Annotated in this window: 1 protein-coding gene (cut by a window edge); it reads right to left on the minus strand. The window is 64.6% G+C overall.

The window, feature by feature from the left end; genetic code table 11:
* Nucleotides 1–25,196, minus strand: partial view of a proprotein convertase P-domain-containing protein gene (locus tag BMI89_RS00330; RefSeq protein WP_143593779.1) — the 5' portion only. It extends 13,531 nt beyond the left edge of the window; only the first 25,196 of its 38,727 coding nucleotides appear in the window; the start codon lies at nucleotides 25,194–25,196; its stop codon lies beyond the left edge, outside the window.
* Between the last annotated feature and the right edge of the window lie 116 nt (nucleotides 25,197–25,312).

Consider the following 25,312-nt stretch of genomic DNA (forward strand, 5'->3'; position numbering starts at 1 on the left):
AGGATCGTGCCGTCCTCGGCGATCGGCAGCGCCGCGACCACGCCCACATCGAGGTCCTGATTGGCGCGGAACAGGAACAGGTCGCGCCCGTCCGTGCCGCGGATTTCGGCGCGGTCGATGCCGTCGAAGGCGGTGCCGGTGTCGAGGATGCGGATCGTGGAGTTGCCCGCGCTCGCCAGACCGATGTCATAGAGGTCGCTGCCCGCCTGACCGTCGATATCCAGCTCGAACCCGTCGATGCCGTTGAGGAAGGTCTGGGTGCCGTCGGCGTAGTAGTTGACCTGCACCAGATCGTTGCCCGCGCCGAGGTTGAGGAAGGTGCGGCCCGAGATCTTCTCGATGGTGATCGCATCCGAGGTGGCATCGCCCGTCGCGGTCTCGTCGCCGGTGTTCAGCGTGGTCAGCCCCGCATGGGTGTCGGAGACGTGGAAGCCGTTATTGCCGTTGCTCAGCGACAGCTCCAGTTCCTCGAAGCCCGCATAGACCACGCCCAGCGTCATGCCGAGGCCGACGATCTCGGTGCCGCTGAGATAGCCGCCCTGATCGGGCAGCGTGTCGCCCGCATCCGACACGATCAGCGTATCGCCATGGTTCACGATGGTGCCATCGACCTCGTAGGTGACCGGATCGTTCGCGCCCGCATCGATCGTCAGGTAGCCGAAGAGGATCGCGTTCAGCGTGCCGTCATTGGCCAGCGGCGTGTCGGGATCGTCATCGGTGACGGTGACCGCGTCGTCGCCCGCGCCGGTGTCGATCGTGGTCGGGCCGTTGATCGCGAAGACCTTGATGATATCGGCCCCGTCGCGGGTCTCGAGCGTTGTGACGTCGCGCTTGCCGGTCGACTTGAGGGTGACGTCGTTCACGCCGTCGCCCAGATCGACATTGACGTTTTCGAGCGCGATGTAGCGGATACCCGCGGTCGCAGCGGTGAAGCCATCCACGAAGACGAAGCCCTCGACCGCGGTGCGATCTTCCAGACCAATCACCCCGGTGGTCGCGCCGGTATTGCCGCTGTCGTCGATGTTGAGCGTGTCATTGCCGCGATCGGCGAGGATCGGGCCGCTATAGGTGTCATAGGCGTCGATCTGGATCAGCGCGGCGATGCCCGAGAGCGTGCCGCCCAGCGGGGCCGTGCCCGGCTCGGACGAAGCGGCGGAGCCGATGTTGATCACGTCGTCGCCGATGCCGCTGTTGATGTAGATCGGCAGATCGGTCGCGATGACCGCGATCACGTCGGCGCCTTCGCGGGTATCGACTTCGATCACGTCGAGATTGCTGTGATCGATGCTGACGGCAGCCGCGCCCAGCACTTTGCCAGCCGCATTGGTGTAGCGCGAGGCGGCCATCAGGCCCACCGACAGCGCGACATAATCGTCGCCCTGCGAGCCCAGATAGACCAGCTTATCGGCGTCGGTCGTGCTGCTGTCGGTGATATGAACGGTGAAGCCCGAACCGAGCGGAGCCGCGATGATGTAATGCTCGAGATCGCCGCTGGCATCCGAGCCCTTGTTGTCGAGCGTCACGGTGCCGTTGAAGGCGCTGACGCCGATCGCGAGACCGCCCACCGTCACCGAGCCGCTCAGATCGTTGACGACGAAGGTGTTGTTGACGCCGTCACCGCCGGTCAGATCGACCGCCTCGAAGATACCGTTCAGACGCTCCACCGTGGTCTCGCCCGCGCCAATACCGGAGGTGCTCCACAGATCGGCGTCGCCCGGCACCATCGCGCCATCGGTCGTGCCGTCCGCATAGCCCGTGGAGCCGTCCGCCTGGAAGACTTTGCCGACGAGGAACAGGTTCTCGTAGAGGCCCATATCCTCGCCCGCGAAGACCTCGATCAGCGTGTCGGTCTCGTTCGCCTCGTCGGTGTCGCGGAAGACATCGAGCCCTTCGCCGCCCGTCACGGTATCCGAGCCCGCGCCGCCATCGATCACGTCGTTGAAGATCGAGCCGATGATCCGATCGTTGCCGCCCTCGCCTTCCAGCGTGAGCGCGATCAGGTCGTTGGTCAGCGGCGTCGCATTGGCCGGGTCGCCCGCCGCCACGGCCGGGCCGGCGGTGATCTTGTCATTGCCACCCGCCGCCGAGATGCGCAGCGTGTCGCCCTTGGCGCGGATCGTGTCGTCGAAGGTGACGGTCACGGTGCCGGTCGACCAGGCGGCGACGAGGATGAATTCCTGATCGGCCACTGCACCCGCCTTCAGCGTGAAGGTATCGGCGCCGCTGGTGCCGTTGAAGATCACCGCATCGGCCACACCGTCGCTCGTGCCGTCGATCTCGGCCACGTCCTTCGCGGGATCGGCGGATTCCACGACCAGATCGTCGTCGATGCGCATGGTATTCAGATCGGTCTGGCCGAGCGGATTGACCGTTAGCGTATCGGTGCCGCCGAGCAGATGGATGATCAGCCCCTCGACCCCGTCGGCCTCGAAGCCGCTGCCATCGGCGTCGAGCGCCTGCAGGATGCCGGAGTCAGAGGGCTTCTGACCGATCGTGACCGTGTCGGGGTTCGCGGTGCCATAAAGCAGGATCGTGTCGGTGCCGCCGCCACCGTTGATCACCTCGACGCCGTCGGAGGCGAGGCTGCGGAAGATGCGGTCATTGTCGCCGCCGCCGTTGATCGTGTTCGCGCCGCCGCGACCGTCGATCTCGTCCGCCCCGCCCTCGCCGTTGATCACATCCGCCGCCGCGCCGCCGATCAGGCGGTCCGCGCCGGTGCCGCCGTAGATCGTGGCGACGCCCGTGCCGTTTTGCAGCACCACGTCATCGCCGCCGAGCGCGTAGATGGTGATCGGCACCAGCGCATCCGAGACGATCCGGTCATTCGCGCCCGAGCCGTAGATGATCGAGCCAGCCGCGACGCCGCTGCCGATGCTGATCTGATCGCCCAGATCGCCCGCAGTGCCGCCCTCAGAGGCCGAGTTGATCGTGACCTGACCGTCGCCCTCGTAGGCCACGGTATCGACACCCGCGCCGCCCACGAAGAGGATCGGCACGGCGACGCCGTCGCGCACGACCAGCAGGTCGTCGCCGGAGCCGCCATAGCCGCGGATTTCGTGGACGTGCTCGAAGACCTGCTCGCGGCCCGAATAGATCACGCGGATCGTCTGCGCTCCATTCACGACCGGGGTGACGGCCTCGATGATATAGGTCTCGCCCTCTGTCGCTTCGCCGATGCCGCGCTTGGTATTCGCGTCGCCCATGTTCAGCACGAGGATCGTGGAGGTGTCATCCCAATCCTTGTAGGTGCCCGAATTGGTGTCGCCGTTCAGATCGCCCGCGAGATAGATCGGGGTCGGGAATTCGACATAGCCGACGGTGAAGGACATGCTCACCGAGACCTTCACGAAGAGCACCTTCACGCTCGCACTGGCCGAGATCACGATCGGCACGCGGCCGGTGCCGGTCGCGGTGGCCGAGAAGCTGATCGAAACCGTGGCCCAGCTGATGTTGAAGGCGCGCAGCGAGACCGAGGCCGAGCCCGACACACCGAGCTTGTAGACGTCCGCCGCATCGTCGAAGAGGTAATAGACCCGGATCGAGAAGTTGCCCGTCAGGCCGAAGCTGTTCGAGCCCAGCACGAGGCGACCGCTCAGCGAGAGGTCGAAATAGCCCTTCGAGTTGAACCAGCCGTTCACGCTCATCGTGGCGAGACCGAAGAAGTCCATGCTCGCGTTGAAGTCCACGCGCCAGGCGTTGTCCGTGACCTCGATCCGGAAGCCCGCTTCGAACTTGAGAACCTTCAGGAACTCGACCTTGCCGCTGAGATCGAGCACGAAGGAGTTGCGCTCCAGCACACGGCCCGAGATCGTCACGTCGCGGCCGACGGTGTTGAGCATCAGTTTGCCGCTGGCCTCGATGTCGATCACCAGCGCGATATTGGCGTTGATGCTGACATCCAGAAGCAGCGCGAGGCCGTCGAGCTCGCCAGTGGAGGCGTTGAAGAACAGCACCGCGCCGCCTGCGGCCGAGATGTTGAGCCCGGCTAGGCCGAAGGTCACGTCGAACTCGACGCGGAACTCGCTCGCGTTGAGGCCGATATAGACGCGGCCCGAGGCGGTCGCGAGGCCAACGAAGTCGACCGAGCCTACGATCTCGAGGCTGAAGCCCGAGGCCACGGTGACCGAGATCGTGCTCTCCTGCCCGCTGGCATTGATGGTCGGGATCTCGAGGGTGCGCGCAGTCGAGAAGGTGTTGAGCTGGAAGGTCGCGTCGCCAGTCACGGTGATGACGGTTGCGAGGTCGATGTTGAGATCGATCTCGGCATAGATCACCAGCCCGCCATCCGCGATCACGAGACCGCCGGTCAGACCGAACTCTGCCACGCCCACGAGCTTCGCCTGCACGTCCAGCGTCGCGACCAGTTCGAAATCGGGCGCGGTGCCGATGCGGAAGGTGAAGACGCCCGTCAGTTCGATCACATCCGAGACGACCAGCGTGCCGGTAACCTTCAGGAACAGCCCGTTCTCGACCGAAATCGTGCCGTAATAGAAGGTGCCGTCGGTCGTCGCGGTCGCATCGCCGTTGGCGACGAGATCGTCATATTCGCCCTGCGTGACGATCGTGTAGCGATCCTGCGTCGTCGCGTAGGTGTTGAATTCGAGCATGATCGACAATGACCCGCCCAGGCTGACGCCCGGAAGCTCCAGCCCGCCGACCAGCGACAGCTGCGCCCGCCCGACGACACCCGGATCGCTCGCGCCGATATTCGCCTCGAGATAGAGCATCCCCTCGACCGCGCCGAAGTTCTCGATCCGGCCGGAGACCGTCCCCTGGATCGTTAGGGAGTCGCCAGTGCCCGTCACCGACAGGAAGCCGTTCAGCGTCACCGTATCGAAGAGCGTCACCGAGCCGCTGATCTGGACCACGAAATAGGCGCCCGCGGATTTCGTCGTATCCGGCACGTTCTGGCCCAGGATCGGCGGACGGTCGAAGATCTCGAAGGTTGTGGGCACGTTCGCGGGCAGGAACGGCACGAGCGCGTCGGGCACGTCGAAGGTCTGGTTGATGCCGGTGGTATTGAAGAGAACCATCACCTCGGCCTCGAAGCGGAAGATATCCGCCGCGATATTGCCGAAGCTGCCGGCATTGTTCGCCGCATCCGTGCCGCTGCCGCCGTCGACATCGCCCACACTCAGTTCGAGCGACAGGCTGCCCGCGACACCGAAGGCGCTGCCCGGGGCGGTGCCGAAGTCGATGATCAGCAGACCGACCGCCTGACCCGAAATCACGTTGAAGACATTGGCGCCGGCCGCGACGAAGACCTCGACCCGGTCTTGCGAAATCTTCAGGTAGAAGGCGCCGGTCAGCTCGGCATAGACGTTGACGCTCGTGTCGACATCCGGGTCGTTCGCGTTCTGATCGGTCAGCTTGATCGCGCCGCCGATATAGAAGACGACCGAGTTGCGCGTCAGCTCGTAGGTCTGGTCTTCGGAATGCAGCGTCGCGGTGCCGTCGAGGCTCTCGATGAAGTACTTCTTCGCGCCGTCCGTGATGCGCCAGCGAGACTGGGTGTTCAGCTCGCGCACCAGTTCGATCTTGGCCTCCGAGCTGAGCGTGACACCGAATTCCGCGAAGGTGGCGCGCACTTGCGTGCTGACGGCCTGCTTCTCGTAGAAGCCCTCATTGGCCTGGCTCGGCAGCGCGCCGAGATCGGCCACGGCCACCGTGTCGTCGTCGCCGCCCGAGATTCGCTCGAGCTGATCGCCAAGGATGCCCTCGAGCGACAGGGTCTCGACCTTGTCCTCGCCCGACATGTTGATCATCAGGGTCGCGTTGCCCTTGATCCAGACGCCGTATTCGTTGAGCGCCTCGAAGTTCGGCTGGATGGTGGCGACGCCCCAGAACTGCGGCAGGCCGCTCGACAGACCGCCGGTCTCCAGCACGAAGCGCGCCGCGGCCGAGCCGATATTGCCGAGCTTGTAGACCGTGATCGTGCCCGAGGCTTCGAGCGCGAAGCGGAAGACCTTGGAGCCGTCGGCCTTGATGTAATCGCCGAAGGTCAGTTCGGCCTGCGCGCGCAGTTCCACGAGCGGCTCGTCGACGATGCCCGCCGAATTCAGGGTGATCGACCCGGAGACGCGGATGAAGAAGACGCGGGTGGTGGCCGGGTCGGCATCGGCGCCGGGCTGGCCGCCCTCCTGCATCTGGTCGATAACGCGGAAGCTCTGCTGGCTCGCGCCGCCTTCGTTGCCCTGCAGGTCGGACCAGCTGCCCTCGTTGAAGGAAACCGTGACCGTGCCGAGGCCGAATTCGCGCGAGACATAGTAGCGGAAGGTGCCGTCACCCATGTCGGTCGGGGTGAGGTCGAGCAGATCGAGATTGGCCCCGCCTGCCCCGCCAAGGGTGAACTCGTCGCCGTCGATCGTGGCCGCGTCGATCGCGTAGAGCGCGTTGAGGCTCGGATCGCCCAGCGTGTCGAAGGTGATGTCGATATAGGAAGCGGTGTCGGTGGGCTTGATCGAGAGCGTCGTCGGATCGATCGCCTCGGAGGCAGCGGCCCCGTAGGTCCATGCGCCCGCCGCATAGGTCAGGGTCAGCACCGCGCCGTCAGCGGCGTCGGCGGAGTCGAAGGTCACAGCGAACTCGCCTGGGGGACCACGGGCTTGGATCCCGGTGATGGTGATCGAGTTGCCGTCGATATCGGTCAGCGTGAAGTCCGTGGTCGCGAGGCTGCTATCGGTCAGCGTCTGGCTCGTGCCGAGCGACAGCGCCACATAGGTCGCCGTCGGCGCGCTGGCGCCCAGACCGATCTTGCCGGTCGTGACCACCAGATCTTCGCTATTCGTCGCGGTGATCGCCTTGATCGTGCCGCCATCGGTGCCGATCCAGTCGAAGCTGCCCGAGATGAACTCGACCGAGACATTGTCGTCGAGGTTCGAGCCCGCGAAGTCGCCGAGATACCAGATGCGGAAGATCGGATTGCCGTTCGCATCGTCGCCCATGTAGGTCGGCGCCTGGCTGTCATCGACTTCGATCGTGTAGCCGGTCGCGCTCAGGATCACCTCTGCGCCCGCGTCGGTGATGCTCTCGAGATCGACGCCGGTGACATAGCTCGGCAGCTCGAAGGTGACGTCGATGAAGCCGCGCTCGTTCAGGGGTGCCTGCCCCACCGAGGCGCCTTCGACCGGGTCAGTCAGGCTCGCACCAAGCTGGACGAGGCGGAAGCTCTGGGTCTTCGCGTCATTGTCATAGGCGCCCGAGCCGAAGCTGGCTGCGGCGTAATCGACCTGCACAGTGCCGGCGGTGAACTTGCCGGTGAGGAAGTAGCGCACGGTCAGCCCGTCGCCCACGATCAGAGCCGAGGAAACGGTGACGCCATTCGCGCCGGTGCCCGAGAAGCTGATCTCGTCGCCCAGCGTGCCGAAGTCGATCTCGTCGCCATAGGTCGGCGTGTAGCGCACATCGACGAAGGCGACCGAGAGGGTGCTCGCATCGAAGGAGACCGGGCCGGTCGCATCGTCGGCCGTGCCATCGGCGCGCAGAACGGTCGGCTGATCCTCGAAAGTCGCGATGCGCGAGATCGTGGTGTCGGCCGCAGCAGCGCCGGTGGTGAAGTAGCGGAAGATATAGTCGCCCGAGGTCGCCTGCGGGTTCAGCCAGACCGGGGCCAGCGTGTCGTCGAAGGTGATCGAGCCGCTGCCGCCGAAGGCGAATTCCGGGGCGAGATCGGTGATCGAGCCCACATCGAGCGCGCCGCCCACCGGGCGCTCGAAATGCAGATCGACATAGCCGCGGCCGTTCACATCGCCGAGCCCCGTGCTGCCCTCATTCGCCGGATCGACCAGATCGCCCTGCGGGCCCGAGACGGTGAAGGACAGCGTCTGGACGCGGTTCTTGGCTGCGTCGCCGAAGCTGTTCGCGGCCAGCGTCACGTCATGGCTGCCGATGCCGAGCGAGCCGTCTGCGAAGACGCGGATCGTGCCGCCCATATCCATCAGCTCGGTGATCGTGAGGCCGGTCACAGTCACGTCGCCGATGGCCAGTTGATCGGTGATGTCCTCGCCATAGGCCCCGCTCAGCGCGATGTCGAAATAGGTGCGGGCGTCCGGCAGGTTCGCGGCGTCGTTGGCGGCGGAGTAGGTCGAGCCACTCTTGACTACGATGCTCGGGGCGCTCAGCGCCGCGGTCGAGAAGAAGGAGATCGACGTGATGTCCAACTCCAGCGTGATCGTCTGCGGGTAGAGTTCGCCAGTGAGCGAGGCGGGCTCCGCCGGGTTGCCCTCATCGATGAAGGTCTGCAGCGAGTAGATGAAGGAGATCTTCGTCGGATCGTTCGGGTCGTTTTGCAGCAGGGCCGGCGCGCCCTCGCCCAGCTCGACACGGAAGGTGCCGCCGCTCAGGCGCGAAGTCTCTACAGTATCGGTCTGCACGGTGAACTCGGCGGCGAGGTCGAGCACCGAAGCCGGGTCGAGCGTGTAGCCCGCCGGAATATTGGTGAAGGTGATCTCAACCGAGCCTTCGCTGATCTCGAGATTGGCGACCACGCCAAGCCCGTCCTCGCCGCTCTTGATCGCCGGGTCGGTGGTCGGGTTCGCGCTGTCGGAATAGCGGTAGGACCAGCCCTGCTCGACCGCCGCGATGGTCACATCGCCATAGGTCTGGCTGCTGTCGAAGCTGCCGGTCAGCCAGTAGCGATAGATCGGGGCCGCGTCGGTGCCGCCCACGCGGACCGGGGCCACACCATTGTCGATCTGCACCGTGCCGCGGCCCGCGCCGCTCAGCGTGAACTCCGCCCCGCCATCGGTGATCGAGGCCGCGTCATAGACGAAATCGCTGTCGGGCACGTTCGGGAACTCGATGTCGATATAGTTGCGGCCGTTGAGGAGGTTCACGTCGATCGCAGCGCCTGCGCCCGGATCGACCATGATCGCGGTCGCGCCTTCGACGGTGATCACTTTGTCCCCGGTTGCGCCCGTATTACCCGCCGCATCGGCCCAAGCCCCGGTGAAGGTGAGCGTGTAGGTGCCCGGCGCGAAGTCGAAATTCGCGGTGGTAATGGCATAGGCGAATTGGGTGATGCCCTCTTTCTTCAGGAGCGCATAGAGTTCCGCCCCCGTCGGCAGGGGATGGTCATAGTCCGCGCTGTCGGAGGCGACGATCCGGCCTTCGGCATCGAGACCGAGCGTCTTCAGGCTCGCCGTGCCGTCCTCGTTCATGAACATCGCGACCGGAACCGGCGTATCCGAGAGTCCGACGGCCGTATTCACCGTGGAGCCATCCGCAGCACCGGTGCGCGTCAGGGTGAACTCGTCATTCGTATCGAGGATCGAGTCGTAATCGAGCGAGCCGCTGCCTGCGGGATCGAAGGTCACGATAATGCGCTGATCGGCATTGGCGAGGTTCACGTCGACCGTGTAGCCGTCACCATCGAGCTGATAGGGCGCGCTGAGCGAGGCTTCAGGCTCGACCACCGAGAACACGGCATCCGCGGTCGCGGTGTTGTTCTTGCCGGTCTGGCTGTCGTTATTCGCCCAGGTATCGGCGGTGAAACGCACGGTGTAGTCGCCGACGGCGAGCTGGTTGTTCGTGAGGTCGGGATCGGAAGTGTCGATGAAGTAACGCACCTTGCCGCCGCCGATCGCGATGGCGCCGAGGATGTCGATCTCGTCGCCATTGTCGTTGAACAGTTTGAACGGTGCCACCGCGTTGGTCGCGATCGCGGCCAGCGTCTCGGCGGAGATCTCGCCGCCGATCTCGGCAATGAACTTGATATCGACCCACGGCCCCGCGACAGCCGGGTCGCCGCTTTGGGTCGTGTTGTCCTCATCCGCATAGACGGTCTGGTTGGTCGCGGTCTCGGTGTAGGACCAGGACTGGAACAGGAAGGTGTAGGTCACCGAGTTCACATCGCCCGTGCCGGTCAGCCAGAAGCGGAACGTGTCGGCATCGACCTGCGCCGGAGCCTGCGTGTTGTCGAGGGTGAAATCGCCGCCGGTGATCTCGATCTCGGGCGTCAGGTCGAAGACCGAAGCGGCGTCCACCGTCGCACCGTTCACCGTCGGGAAGGTGATGTCGATATAGGCGCGCTCGTTGAAGTTGCCGACACCGGTCACGCCGCCATCGCTGGGCCCGTCGAGGCGCTGCGTCGGCGTCGCGGCCTGCTCTTCGACCACGGCGAATTGCGTGGCCTCGCCAAGGATGTCCTTGAAGCCGAATTGCAGCGAGCCCTTGATCGTCAGCAGATCGACCTGATCGGGGATCTTCACCAGCAGAAGGATCGTCGCTTCGCCGGACGCGATCTTCGACAGGTTCGCGTAGAGCCGTGCAGAGAGCGACAGGTTGTCGGCTGCGAAGTTCAGCTGGCCGATCACGAGGATCTTGCCGTCGGTCGAGATCTTGATCGTGACCTGACCGTTGAACACGGCCTGCGAGGTGTAGATCGAATAAAGCTTGGCCGAGCCGGTGATGATCATCGGCGAGGTGAATGCCGCCGCAAACCCGCCGCCCGCCGCCGAGCCGTTCTGGATCGCGATATACTGGTTCACGACCTGCTGCTGCACCGAGTTCAGCCAGTCGTCGACCGACACGTTCAGCGGCAGCGCGAAATCGGGGCCGTTGAGCTCGTCGGGATCGGTGATGTCGGGCAGCGACTTGAAGAAGTCCACGCCGCCGGTGAAATCGTTGATCGCGAGACCCGAATTCGGCTCGAGCAGGATACCGCCCGGCACCGAGCCCGAGACCAGCACGCCGAGCGGTCCCAGTTCCGACAGAGCGAAGCGGATCGTGAAGCCGCCCAGACCCGAGAAGGAGAAGCCCGCCTCGACGCCGATGAAGAAGACGCGGTCTTTCACCGGGCTCGTGAGGTCGAAGGTGGAGAGCACCTGATTGCCTTCGCCGATCCGAATGATGCCGCCGATCAGCGCGCCCTCGATCTCGCCGCCGAAGGCGTTGCCGCCGATCTTCACACCGATCGAGTCGATGCCGATGATTGGGAACGCGCCTTCCAGCAGCAGGCCCACATCGATGCGGATGCCCTCGACCGTACCCTCGAAGGTCAGGCCGTCATAGCCTTGCAGCCCGGTGATCGACGCCGAGAGCGTCAGGACGAAGTCGCTCGGGTCGGCCTGGATGTCGGGCCATTGCACGCCGATCTCGGTGATCTTGATCGGCAGCCAGCTCGGCCATTTGAAGTTCGCGCCCGAAGCGCCGCCCACGCCGATGAAGACGCCGAAGCCCTGCTTGGTGACGAAAGTGCCGTCGCCGAGGAAGGCGAACTGGCGCGCCTCGCCCGAGAGGTTCAGCGAGCCGATCTTCAGTTCCGCGCCGATCGACACGAAGCTGATCAGCTCCTCGTCATCGGCTGCCCCGGTATCGAGCGACAGGCCCACACCCTTCAGCTTGAGGACCGAGCCGATATTGATCTCGAACGTGTCGAGCTCGAAGATGAAGCCGTCGACCACGCCATCGGTGAAGGTCAGGCCGGCCTTCAGCGCGAGCGTGTCGTTCACGTCCTCGCCCGAGACGCGGTCGGTGACCTTGGCGTTGATCGCCTTGCCCGGCGCGAAGGTCGCCCCGCCAGAGCCGACATAGATCGTGCCGTCGAAATTCACCTCTTGACCGAAGATCAGCGAGAAGTCGGTGACGCCGATACGCAGATCGTCGAATTCGAGGATAGAGCCGAACTTGATCTTGCCGGTCGCACCGTCGGTGCGCTGGACCGCGCCCGTGCCGGTACCCGAGCCCGCGCCGGTGCCCGAATAGATGATCTCGCCGCGACCGATGCGGAAGCCGTTGTCGTAGATCGTGAGGCCGCGCACGCCCTCATAGGTGGTGATCTGGCCCGCAATGCCGAATTTCGGGAAGGTGACCTTGATCGTGTCGATCTTGATGATCTCCTGACCCGCGCCTTCCGGCGTGCCCGCGACCGGGGTATCGGGCGCCGTCCACGAGGGATCGTATTCGACCTTGATGCGGTCGGCCTCGAACAGGACCACATCGGGGATCGAGCCCGTCAGCTTGTCGGCGGTGATCGACCATTTGCCGGTGAGCGAGACGACCGGATCGTCGCCGCCGCCCGAGATCACGCCCATCACGTCGATGCCGATATCGAACTTCACCAGCAGGTTGGTCAGGGTGATCTGGGTGCCACCGCTATTGGTCTGGGTGCCGTCGGCATTCTGCGTCGCGGTGCCACCGAAGGCGAGCGAAGCGCTTTCCGCTCCGACCGAGATCGTCAGGACCAGCAGACCGTCCTTGAAGCCGAGCTTCGCGAGGCCAACCTTCGGCGCGAGGATCGAGACCGGACCGACCTTGATCGGGGTCGCGGCCTCGGCGGCCGGCAGTTCCTGCACCTTGAAGATCTGCACATAGGCGGTTGTCTTCGCGGGCGACGCGACCGAGCCGTTCTCGCCTCCGAACCAGTAGACGACGTCGTCGGCGGTGCTGTTCAGATCAGTGCCGCGATCGGTGTATTTCCACGTGCCGGTGATGAACTCGACCTGCACATCGCCCACGTTGAAGGCCGGGTTCGCCTGCGAGGTCGAGGTCGAAGTCGGCGTGCCGACCACACCCGTGCCGGTGGCGGTCGCGGCGGGCGGCTCGGCGAAGACGTAATAGCGATAGGTGGTCTTGCCGATCTTCTCGACCGTGTAGGTGCCGTTGGTGTTCGTCAGCAGATTGACGTTCGACGCGCCGCCCGTGCGCACGAAACGGATCTCGTCGCCATTGATCGAGCTTGCGTCGAGGATCTCGCCATTGGGCAGCACGAAGGTGACGTCGATATAGCCCTTCGAGTTCAGCATCGACTTGTCGATCACCGCACCATTGAAGGGCGAGGCCAGCTCGATCGAGGGCGCAGCGGTGATCGTGGTCAGATCCTGCGGATCGGTCGCCGGGTTCGCCGCGGGCGGGTTCTGAACCGGCGACTTGCGGATCGTGAAGCGTTCGTATTCGGCGGCGCTTTGCGCACCGGCCGCATCGCGCCAGGAGTTAGCAAGGAACTGCACCTCATAGGTGGTGTTCGCGGACAGGCTCACAGGCGTGGTGATCTGGTAGCGATAGGTCGGGCGCGCCGTGCCTTCGACCAGCACCCCTGCCCCGTCGACCGTGATCGCCGCCGTCGTGTCGCCATAGCGCGCGGTGATGGTGAATTCCGGGTCGATATCGGTGATCGAGTCCGGATCGATGCCCAGCGGATAGGCCGGGTAGGCATCCGCATCCAGACGGTTGGTGTTGTAGAAGGTGACGTCGATATAGGTGAAGCCGTCGAGATTGATGATCTGGCCATTGAGCGGCGAGGCAATATCGGCGGTCAGCGGGCGCAGGTTCGTCGTCGGCGTCACCGAGACGGTCTCGCCAAAGAGCGTGTAGCCCGTCACCCGCATATCGGTCAGCTGGAAGCCGGTCGCGCCGCCGAAGCTGAACTGGGCCGCGCCTTCGATGCCGAAGCTGTCGGCGCCCGGCGGTGTCACCGTGATCGAGGTTTCGGGCGCATCGACCGAAATCCGGCCATCGGGCGTCTTGTTGAACAGAACGTCGTTGGAGCTGATCACCAGCAGATCGCCGGTCTCGGCCACGCCGAAGCTGATCTCGACAGAGCCTTTTACGCGCTCCATCTGCGGGGCTACGAAGCTGATCGCGACCGGGGTCGCCGAGGTGCCGCCTTCGAGCAGCGGGAAGCCGGTCACGGTGGTCGAGAAAGCGGTGCCCGAGGTGTTGAGCCACACTTCGACCGTGCCCGAGATATTGAGCCCCGGAATGCCCAGCGCCTGCACCTCGCCCTTCGCATAGACTGCGAATTTGCGGTTGGCGGAGGTGCCGAATTCGAAGATCGCGATCGTGGTGTTCGAGATCAGCAACCCGATATCGTCATTGGGATCGTTCGGATCGCCCGCATCGCCGAGGAAGATCGAGATGTTACGCCCAATCTTGCCGCTGGTCGCGCCCGCAGGCAGTTCCGCCGGGAGAATGTCGCTCAGGCTGCCTTCGATGGTGAAGTAGGGCTCGTAGCTCAGCTTCACCTCGGCCAGCGCGATCTGGTTCACATTGGCCTGACCCTGGAAGTCGAGAATGTAGGTCGCGTCGCCCACATCGACCTCTTCGTAGATATCGGTGCGCGAAGTGGTGTTGATGCGGATGATCGCGCTCGCCGAGACCTCGAAGCCTGCAGCCGAACCTTGCGCGCTCGCCTCGATCTGCGCGGCGATGCCGTTCTGCGACAGCGTGGCCGAGCCCGAATAGATCAGGATCACGCCCTTCGCGTCTTCGATGGTGAAGCCGTCTCCGTTCGAGTCCGTATAGCCGCCCGTGACCCCGGTGAAGGCGATGGTCATGCGCTTGGTCTGGTTCGGCGCAATCCCGGTCGTCAGCTGCGAGAACATCAACGTGCCGGTCAGGCTGATCTCCGGCGAGGCGCCCACATCGAGCGTGCCGTCATTGTCGGTATCGGTCGCGTTGAAGTCGACATAGAAGGCGGCGTTCTCGACTTCGACCCGCAGGAACTGGCCGCGCGGCAGATCGAGGATATCGCCATTCGCGAACTCGACATAGACCGCCTGGATCGAGGTGTTGATCTCGAGCGTCGCCGTCGTGCCATTGCCGATCTGGTAGGCGTTGGTGCCGTCGTCGAATGCGATATCGGGAAGCGTGACCGAGAAGCTGCCCGCCATGCCCTGCGGCATCAGATAGAGCAGCGCGTCGCCAGTGAATTCATAATCGCCGAATGTCAGGGTGATGTCGGTCAGCGAGATTTTCGAGTAGACCGCGCCCGTCGCGCTGGTGGTCTTTTCGAAGGACAGATCGCCGGAGAAGGCAAAGTCGGCATCGTCTGCGCTGGTGGGCGTATAGCCCGAGAGGTTCACGAGAAGCTCGATCCCCGATCCCACCGGATCTCCATAAGCCGAGACCGAAAGGAAAGTGCCCGCATAGCCAAGGTCGTAGAACGCCTGAAGCGGGGTCATATCTGCAAAGGTCGTGGCACCGGGGTCGAGGCCCGTCACCTCCGTAAAGTCGAAGCCCGTGAGGATCGTCTGGGCGCCCGCTCCCGCGGTGCCCGACTTGCCTTGGTTCAGCTTGAGCTCGACGCCGCTCGCGCTGATCGCGACGCCCGGAATACCGGCAAGCGCAACCTCTTCGATCGACGCATAGAGCGCGGTGTATTTCTCACCGCCCACCACCGCGACGCCATTGGCATCGACCTGGCTCAGCATGGCGAGACGGAAGGAGAAGTTCGTCAGCACCAGACCCTGCGCACCCGAGGTATCGGCCATCGGCTGCACGACCGGGGTGTCGCCCGAGGTATCAACCTCGAAATACGGCCCGCCGGTGCCGACGAAGGCGCTGATGCCATCGCCCGAGATTTCGGTCGCGGCGAAGGTCTTCTGGTTCGGCGCGGTGCCGACGGTCAGAGTCGCGCCCTTCTGGAAGGCAACCTGCCCGGCGAGGAAGACGTAATCCTCGAAGCCCAGCACGACGAAGCCGGAGGCCGCGAGGATCGCGCCATTGGCATCCAGCGTCACGATATCGGTGTCGCTCACCTTCACGTCGAAGCCGCCACCATCGAAGCTCGCGAGGTTCAGCGCTTCCTTGGCTTGCGTGCTCAGGAGCTTGCCCTGGTTCAGCTCGACCTCGAGCCCGTAGCCCGAGAGGGTGACCCCGTCGATGCCCACCAGCTCGACCGTGCCACCGGCTTTCAGTGCCATATAGGAGGCCGCCGCCGGATCGGTCGCAGCCAGCGCCACGCCATTCGCGTCGACCGTCTTGAACATCGCGAGCGCGAGATAGGCGTCCGTGATCTTCAGACCGACCGCATCGCCCTGATCGCCGAAGGCCTTGGTCAGATCGTAGCCGGTGCCGACGAAGATGTTCACATGCTGCGCACCGACCGTCACCGCCTTGAGATTGCGGGTCGTGCTCGTGCCCGCGACGAGGGCGGAATAAATCTCGCTCGACTGGGTGAAGGCGAACTCGCCCTGAATGAACACATAGGAGTCGAAGCCGATGGTCAGCGAGCCCGACACTTCCAGCGTCGCCACGGTCAGCTCGTCGAAGGTGATCGTCTCGGCGCCGACCGTGATGTCCCAGGTGCCGCCCGCCCCGCCATAGGTGAAGTCGAGCGTGTTATAGGGCGTCGTCTCGTTGCCGCCGCGGTTCATGATCAGCGTGAGCGAGCCATCGACCGTGACATTGTCGACGCCGATCAGCGAGGCCCCGCCCGTCGCCTTCACGACCATCCAGCTCTTGAGCGGGGTCGCGGTCGGGTTCGCCGGGTCGAGCGGCATTTCCTTGACGATATGCAGGCCCATGCGCTGCAGCGAGAGCGCCACGCCCGTCGCGTCGGAGGTAGCATCGACCTCGCCATTCGTGATCGTCGGCGTGCCGACCCCTGCGAAGACCACTGCATCCGAGATACCGATCGACAGAACCGAAGCCTCGAAGGAGGTGGTCGAGCCGACCATACGGGCTGCGACCTTGTCGGTCTTGGTCAGCGTGATCTGGCCTTCGATATGGACGAAGTTTTCGATGACGATCGTGGCACCCGCGAAGAGCGAGAAGCCCGACTGGTTCATGTCGAGGACCGTATCAGTGGTGGCCGGGTCGACGTCATTGCCATTCGTCGCGGCGAGCAGGTCCTGGCCGCTGAGCATGGTCAGGCCGTCGCTCCATTCGGTCGAGAGAAGATTGATCGACTGACCCCAGTCGAGCACGTCGATCACGCCGGTCGCATCATTGGCCTTGTTCATCTCGAGCGACAGCGTGTCGAGGGTGATATCCACCAGATCAACCCCGGTCAGCGACGCCGAGGCGATATCGGCCTTGAGCGCGGTGAAGGCGCGGGTATCGGTGAGCGGGTTGGCCGCCTTGATCGAGGCGAGCAGGATATCGGCGCTCGCGATGGTGATACCGGGGCCGTCCGGGATGCCAATGAAGAACTTGGCCTCGTAATCCGCCGGGGCGTCGCCGCCATTCGCGGCCTCGTCGGCGGGATCGATGCTCAGGCTGATCCGCGTCAGCACCGCATCATTCATATCGGTGGCGATGTCGAAGGTGCCGTCGTGGTTCACATCCACATCGACGATATCCTGCGACAGCGTGAATTTCGCGCCTACATCGACGAAGCCGAAGGCATTCAGCGTCAGGTAGCCCACGACCTGCGTGCGGTCTGCGCTGGCGTCGAAAGTGACCACCTCGTCATTCGGGCCATAGGTGAAGGAGACCGGACCCGCCGGGTCGTTCGCGGGATCGCCCTGCGCGGGCGTGCCGTCCAGATCGATCGAATTCCAGTTGAAGAAGGTCGTGGTGTCGTTCCCGGCGGGCTTCGTCGCGTAGTAGTCGAGCGAGAAGGCATTGACCGTCAGCTCCATCCCCTCGGGCAGACCGGCGAGCGTGCCGCCTTGAATATTGCCCAGCACCGCCGTCGCCGAGGGCGTGGTGGTCAAGGGCAGCGTGCTGTTTGCGGGCGGGGTCGCCTTGATCAGCGCGAGCGCGATATCGGCGGAAGCCACCGACAGACCCACGCCGCCCGGCTGGCCGACGAAGAGGTTCTCGACATGCAGGCCGATCAGCATCAGGCTTGCGTTCTCGAGACCGTCGGAGGTGCTGTCCAGCTCCGCCTCGATCTGGTTGCGCATCACGATGTCGAAGGTCGCCGAGCCGGTGACGAAGCCGAAGATATCCAGATCCAGACCGCCCGAGATCACCAGATCCGTGCCGTCTTCGGGGGCGACCGCATCGACGCCCAGATCCTGAATGATCGGCGCCCAGTCGAGTTGATCGCTATTGGTCGCGTCGCGCCCGTTCAGCGTGAAGTCGAGCGAGTTCACCGTCAGCTCCAGCCCCTGCGGCAGACCGCGCGGCGAGATCGTGTCGGCATGGGCGGACATCGCTGTCCAGCTGCGCGCAACGGCGCTCGGGTTTGCGACCAGATCGACCACCTCGGTCACCGAGATCAGATCGAAGGCGAGCCCTTCGGCCGCGAAACCCGTGCCCGCATTGGCGACCGCGTCGACCCGGTCGAATTCGTCATAGGTGAACTCTCCGCCCGCGCCGACGAAGACATAGGCGCCGTCGATCGAGAAGGAGAAGGCCTTGGCGCTGATCGTGCCGCCCTGCGGATCGTCGACGGTGAGATCGCGGATCACACCCGACAGACCGCCCGCCAGCAGGATCGCGCCTTCGATCTGCAATTCGACATAGGCGCCGAACTCGATGCCGAAGCCCGCGTCGAGATTGGTGATATCGGCCAGCGCGTTGATCTGATCGACGCCGGTCGCGCCCCAGTCGAGCTTGTTACCGTCCGCATCCGCGCCGTTCATCGCGAAGTAGAGATCCTTCACCGTCGCGGTCAGCGGCAAGCCCTGCAGACCCAGCTGATCGACGCGCAGCGACAGCGCCATCCAGCTGCGAGCCACGGCGGGCGAGGTCACGGTGGCGGGGTCTTCCGACACCATCACCAGCTCGATCGAGCCGCCCTGCGCCACGAAGCCCATGCCCTGATCGGGATCGATCGTGCCATCGTTCTTGAGCATACCTTCGACACCGGCGAAGAAGTTCAGATCGCTCAGGGTGAAGATCAGAACCTTCGCCCCGGTCAGCGTGCCATCGGCGTCGATTGCGGTGGCGACCGCCACATCGGCGAGCAGGCTCTTGATCGAGAAGGTACCCGTCGCGATCACGACGCCCGCGACGTTCAGCTCCGACACGGTGCCGGTCACCGACAGGATCGCGGTCGCGTCATAGCCATCCGTGCTGTCGGTGATCGTCAGGCCCAGATCGAGGCCCTTCCAGTTCATCACCGAGTTGTTGGCCGCGTTCAGCGGGTCGGTGTAGCCGAAGTTGGCTTCGACCGCGACATCCGAGATTTTCAGCGTGAAGCCCGTAAGGCCGGTCACGCCGACGCTTTGCGAGGTCACGAGGATTGCCGACCAACTTTTGACCGTGCGGGTCTCGACCACACCTGTCGTCAGCGGGTTGTCGGCGGTCTGGGTGACCGAGGCGAACTCGATGCCCACGTTGTTCGCATAGATGCCGGTACCCTCGGTCGTGCTCACATCCGTGATCTTGCCATCGGTGCGGGTGAAGACACCGCCCTGCCCCGCGAAGAAATAACCGCCGGTCAGCGAGAAGGTCATCACCGACGCGCCCTCGACGATCAGCCCGTTGCCGTCGTCGAGCGTCTCGGTCAGGATCTGGCCCGCCATCGTGCCCGCGACGGTGACGAAGCCGTCCACGGTGAACTCGACATAGCCGCCGAAGGCGATGTTGAAGCTCGCGCCCATCTCGGTGACGTCGAATACGTCGACCGAAGCGAGGTTGCCGATCTCGGTGACGCCGGTCGCGGCCCAGTCGATCCGCTCGCCGTTCACCGCATCCGCGCCGTTGAAGCCGAAATAGAGGTCGAGGCCCTGCACGGTGACCGTGTTGGGCAGACCCTGCAGGCGCACCGTGGCTACGTCGAGCGCCACGGCGGTCCAGCTGCGCGGCACTGCCGGAAGCGTCACGCTCAGCGGATCTTCCTTCACCAGCACCAGTTGCAGCGAGGCGTTCTCGGCCACGAAGCCGGTGCCCTGATCGGGGTCGATCGTGCCGTCGCCCAGAAGCGCACCGCCGACACCCGCGAAGAGGTTCAGATCCGACAGAGTGAAGATTAGGATATTCGCACCCAGCACGGTCTCGGTCGTCACGCCCGAGGGCACGATGATGTCGCTCGCGAAGCTCTTGATGCCGAACTTGCCCGAGGCGACGATCACGCCCGCCACGTTCAGTTCCGACACGGTGCCGGAGACCGAGAAGCCGTCGTCGCGGGTCAGGCCGTCGGTCGCGTCGGCGAGGCTCAGCGTGTCGAGCCCGGTGACCGCGCCCAGCGAGGCCCAGTTCAGGAAGGTGCCGTCGATGGCTGCGAAATTCCCGTCGACCGCGAGATCGGCCAGCGCGATCTGGAAGGCGTCGATGCCGCGCAGGCCAAGGCTCGCGACGGTGACGCGCAGTGCGGTCCAGCCGATGGTGACGGTCTCATCGTCCCATTGCGTGGTCGCGTCGTTGTCATTCGTCGCCGCATTATCGGTCAGCACGCCGAGGCGGGTCACCTGCGCGAATTCCAAGGCATCGCCCGTCGCCATCGATGCATAGATGCCGGTGCCCTGATCGAGCAGCCCGGTCACCTCGTTCGTGGTCGCATCACGGTCGAATGCGCCGCCTGCGCCGACGAAGATCTGCGCACCGGTGATCTTGAAGCTGGTGATATCGGCGGCGGTCAGGGTGATCACGCCGTCATCGATATCGGCGGTCGAGATCGAGCCCTCGACCGTGCCATAGACCAGCACGAACCCGTCGAGCGCCAGATCGAGCGTGCCGCCGAAGGCGATGCCGGTATTGGCATTGATCTGAGCGATACCTGGGTTCTCAGCCGCATCGACAATGGCCGACCAGTCCAGCTTGGTCGCGCCCATCGAGGCCGTGTTCATGCGGAAGTAGAGACCGGTGACCCCGAGCGCGAACTCGTTGGGCAGGCCGCGCATCCCGACGTAATCGACCGAAAGCGACAGCGCGCTCCAGCTGTGAGGTGTGGCGGTGCCGAGTTTCTCTTTCACGACGATCAGTTCGAGCGTGCCACCCGACGCGAGGAAGCCCGTGCCCTGATCGGCAATCGCGGTGGGAGCATTGGCATCATCGAAGGCACCGCCGACACCGGCGAAGAAGTTCACATTGGTCAGGGTCAGCCGCGTGACCTGCGCATCGGTGATCGCCGCCTGGATGGTGTCGTCGATCGTCTCGGTCGAGGCCGAGAAGTTGAAGGTGGCGAGCGCGAAGACCGTTTCGGAAATCTCGACGGACAGCGTGCCGGACACCGCCAGCTGATCACCCGGGCCCAGATCGCCAAGCGCCGTGGTCACGTCTGTATCGTTCACGGTCGACCAGTCGAGACGCGGGCCAGTCAGCGCGGTGGTCGAGTTCGAGGCCAGCGCCATGCCCGACAGCATGATCTGAACCGCGTCGATGCCCTTGGCCTCCAGCGCGCTCAGCGAGCCGATCACCCCGGTATATTTTACGCCGGTCGTCGTGTCGGTCAGCAGGCCGAGCGCGAGATTACCGCCATTCGCATAGAAACCCGCGGCATCGCCCAAGAGGTTCAGCGTCGTCGTGCCGGTCGCCTCATCGGTGGTGGTCGACGCGCCGGTGCCCGCGAAGAACTCGACATCGCTGAGCGTCACGAAGGTCAGCGTGCCCGTGGTGATATCGACGAGATCGAGCGTCTCGGTGCTGCCCGCCTGCGCCGTCACGTCGATCGCCTTCAGCCCGAAACCCGCGCGCAGATAGACGAAATCGCCAACCGCCAGCGTCAGCTTGCCCGACACCGCGAGGCTCACCGTGTCGGTCACATCTTCGAGGCCGGTCAGGCTCGACCAGTCGAGATTGGAGAGGGTGGTGTCGCTGACCGAGTTGTAGAGCACTTTCAGGCTCGCAAGGTTCAGCGTCACGCCTTCGACATTCACGAGACCGAGGCTCGCGAGGCTCGCCGACACGCCGGTATAGCTGACCGGGATCGGGTCGGTGGTGGTCAGGATGCCGATGTAGAAATTGCCACCCGCCGCCGAGAAGCCGATGGCGTTCGTCGTATCGATACCGCTTGCGCCGATGGTCGCGCCCGAACCGGCGAAAAGGCTGAGATCGGTGAGCGTGATGTAGAGCAGATCGCCGGTGACGCCGCCGACCGAGGTGCCCGCCGTCTTCTCGACCGAGAAGCTGCCGGTCAGCAGCACGGTATCCGAGATGTTCAGCTCGTCGATGGTGGCGCCGATGAAGAAACGCTCGGTATTGTCGAAGCCGTTCGTGGCATCGGTCAGCGCGAGCGTCGTGCCCAGATCGAGACCCTTCCAGGTCATCACGGTCGGGTTCACCGCGACCATCGCATCGGCGGCGTTCACTTCGACCACGAAATCGCTGACGGCAAGCGTGAATCCCGGAATGCCCGCGACCTCGACGGTGCCGACATAGAGCTTGATCGCGCTCCAGGCGTTCAGAACGGCGCCGGTCGTTCCATCGACATTCTTCACCGAGGCAAATTCGAACAGCACCCCTTCCGCGCCGAAGCCGGTGCCGACCAGCTTGCTGTCGCCATCGCGGGTCAGCCCGTTGACCTTGCCATTCCCATCGGTGGTGAAGCCGCCGCCGCTGCCCACGAAGATGTAGCCATCGGCCAGCGCGAAGGTCATCACCTGCGCATCGGTCAGATCGGTGCCAAGCGGATTATCCGCCGCGGCGATGGTCTGCTTGGTCACCGTGATCGAGATGTCGCCCGCGAGCAGAACGGTGCTCTTGACCGTGAAGACCGCGCGCACATCGATGGTGAAGCCCGTGAAAGTGCTGTCGAAGCTGAAGCTCGGCCCGCCCACCTGGCTCCAGTCGAAGGCCATGCTCGCATAGGTGACGTCGAGCGCATCGACCGTCGCGGTCACATCGGTGATCCCGTGCAGCGTGGCCGCGGTCGAGAGTTCCAGCGCGGTGACCTTCTGGCCGAGGTTGGCCCCAGCCGAGGTCACGGTGAACATCGCCAGCGTCAGATCGAGGGTCGGGATCTCGAAGCCGGTGGCATTGGTCAGGTCGTAGCTACCGCCCGAGACTTCGGCGCCGACGCCCGCGAAGAGACGCCCGCCGATGATCGACAGCGTGAAGTAATCGCCATCCACCGTCGCGCCGTCGAAGGTCACGCCGGTCTTGGCCGAGCTTTCGAGCGCGAAGGTGCCGCTGACATAGACCGCGTCATTCACGATCAGCGTCGCGGTGGCCTCGACCTTGGTGAGCGCCCCGCTCAACGTCAGGCCCGCATCGGTCAGCTTGGCCTGCCCCCAGTTCAGCGGGGTGGCCACGCCCGACGCCGTGTTCACCTGCACCGCGACATTGCTGACCTCGGCGGTCAGCCCGGTGATGCCGACCGGGGTCGCGTTGGCGAAGGAGAAATCGATGCCGGTATAGGTGGTGCCGCCCGAGCTCAGCACCGCGAAGGTGCCGGTGAAGCCGGTGACCGAGAAGCCGAAGGCGTCGGTCGTGTCGACGGTGACCGGTCCGCTCGTGTCGAAGACCGCGCCGGTGCCCGCGAAGAAATCGACCGCGTCCAAGCCGAAGACCATCAGGTCGCCAACCGTGTCGGTGGCGCCGGTCAGCCCGTCGACGATGGTTTTGGTGAAGCTGAATCCGCCCGCGATCAGGACCTCGCCGCCGATGGCCAGCGTCACATCGCCCGAGACTTTGGCCAGCGGTGCGGTCGCGCCTGTCGCCACGCTGTCGATCTCGGAGACGACGAGCTTGGCGCTCAGCGCATCGTTCGGGTCGGTCAGTTGCGAGGTCACCAGCTCCAGCGTGCCGTTCGAGAGCGTCGCGGTCACGTTGTCGACGTTGACCAGACCCAGCGCATCGACCGCGCCATTGGCGATGACCCACTGACGGTCCGTCGCAGTCTCGCGGATCATCGTGATCGAGAAGCTCAGGTTGTCGACCGCGAAGCCGACCGAGCTGCTGGGCTGGCCGAGGGTGAAGTAGCCGTTCGCGCCGCTGCCCGCGAAGAACGAGCCGCCGGTGAGCGAGATGGTGGTGACGTCGAACCCGGCGGTGACGGCGGTGGTCGTGCCGGTGCCCACTTCGTAGAGCACACCGTCGAGGCCGGTGTCGGTGGTGTAGCCCAGCGGCGAGCCGACGCCGTCACTGGTCGCGAGGCTCACGAAGTCGCCGACGGAGATTTCCATCAGACCGGCATTGCCCGCGAAGCCCGAGGTCACAAAGCCCGGACCGTCGATCGCGAAGGCATCCGCCTCGGTGCCACCCTCGAGACGCTCGACCCCGGTGAAGGTGATGGTGAGGCCGTTCCAGCTCAGCGACCCTTCGTTGATGCCGGTGATCGTCCAGACCGTCGCGGCGTCCGGACCCTCGATCGTGTCGCTGAAGCCCGCCCCTGCCGCGATCGAGGTGATCGGTGCGCCGGGCGTGCCATAGGTCGTGCCGTTAACGGTGATGGTGCCGTCGAGGTTCACGGTGTAGGTGAGGTTGCTGTCGGCGGTGCCGTCGAGCGCGCCCCCCGCTTCCGAGATCGCGCCGGCCACCGGAGCACCGAGGCTCGGGGCCGCGTCGGGAAGACCGATGCGCTCGCCGGTGCCGAGCGTCGCGCCCATCACCGCTGCGTCCGCGTCATGGTCGAGGCCGAGCGCGTGACCGATCTCGTGGAGCAGGACGGTGTAGAGGTCGACGCCCTCGGAGGCCGCACCGTCGGTCGCCACCAGACGGTCGCCTGCGAGCAGGTCGAACTCGGTGCTGTCGCCCGGCGTCGCGTCGATGAACCAACCGGCCCCGGCGGCGTCAGCGTCGATCTCAATCAGCGTGCCGGTGATCCGCGCGAGCGCGCCGTCCTCGAGATCGGTGATGGTGAAGGTGAGTTGCGACAGGATCGCCGCGTCGGTGCGGCTGGCCCATTGAGCGAGGGCTTCCTGAACGAGGGGGGCAAGCTGTGCCTCGGTGAGATCCGCAGCGCCGGTATCGGTGCTATCCGCGGTGGCGTCGAGATGCAGATATTGCGGCTCTGCGCCCTCTTCAGCCGGGCTATCCCCTTGATTTTCGCTGGCATCGTCGGAGCCAGCAGCGACGAACCCGGCGTCCGGATTGTCAGTATTTTCGTTGTTTTCCAGTGCATTAGAGGTCGCAGCCGGGGGGCCAGTCGCCTCGTGACCCGTCAGATCCGCCACGGAACTGCCAATCGGGTCCTGCCCTGCATGGGGCATATTTTCCAGCCAAGACAGCGCCGATTCCAGCAGCTGCTGCACCTGAACGGCAGTCAGGAAACCACCGGAATGAAGCTGTTCCGCAGCCGTTTCCAGCTGCGCTGCGGCCTGTTCGCGCGCCGGTTCGGCCACCGCTTCGAGCGGTGCCACTTCCGGCTCATGCGCCCAATCCTCGGGCCAGGCCACATCGCTTTGCGGGCCTTCCTCGGGATCGTGATCGGCTGCCAATTCGTCCTGCTGATGCAGGTCATCGACGGTCTGAACGAGGGCGGAGAGCCCTTCGATCGGGTCGATTTGATGTGCGGTTGCTGCAACGCGGGCCAATTCGCCGAACACCGGGTCCGCCGAGAGCAAAAGCCGCGGCTCGAGAGCCTCGATGCGGTAATTTTCCTCGCGGTGAAGGGTGTTATCGGCTTCGTGGAGAGCGGTGTCATTGGCCAGACCGACAGCATCCTGCACGTCGGAGCGGGTCCGACGCAGGAATTTCGTCACACTGGTCAAGCCAAATAAAGACAAGACGCGCCTGAAGCTCACCGATATCGGCAAGCTCCCTCCCCAAGTTGCGATATGAACGCGGTTCCGCCATCTGACGAAATTTTGTTCTCCTT

It is taken from the genome of Thioclava sp. F36-7, assembly GCF_002020075.1.
Classification (GTDB): Bacteria; Pseudomonadota; Alphaproteobacteria; order Rhodobacterales; family Rhodobacteraceae; genus Thioclava; species Thioclava sediminum.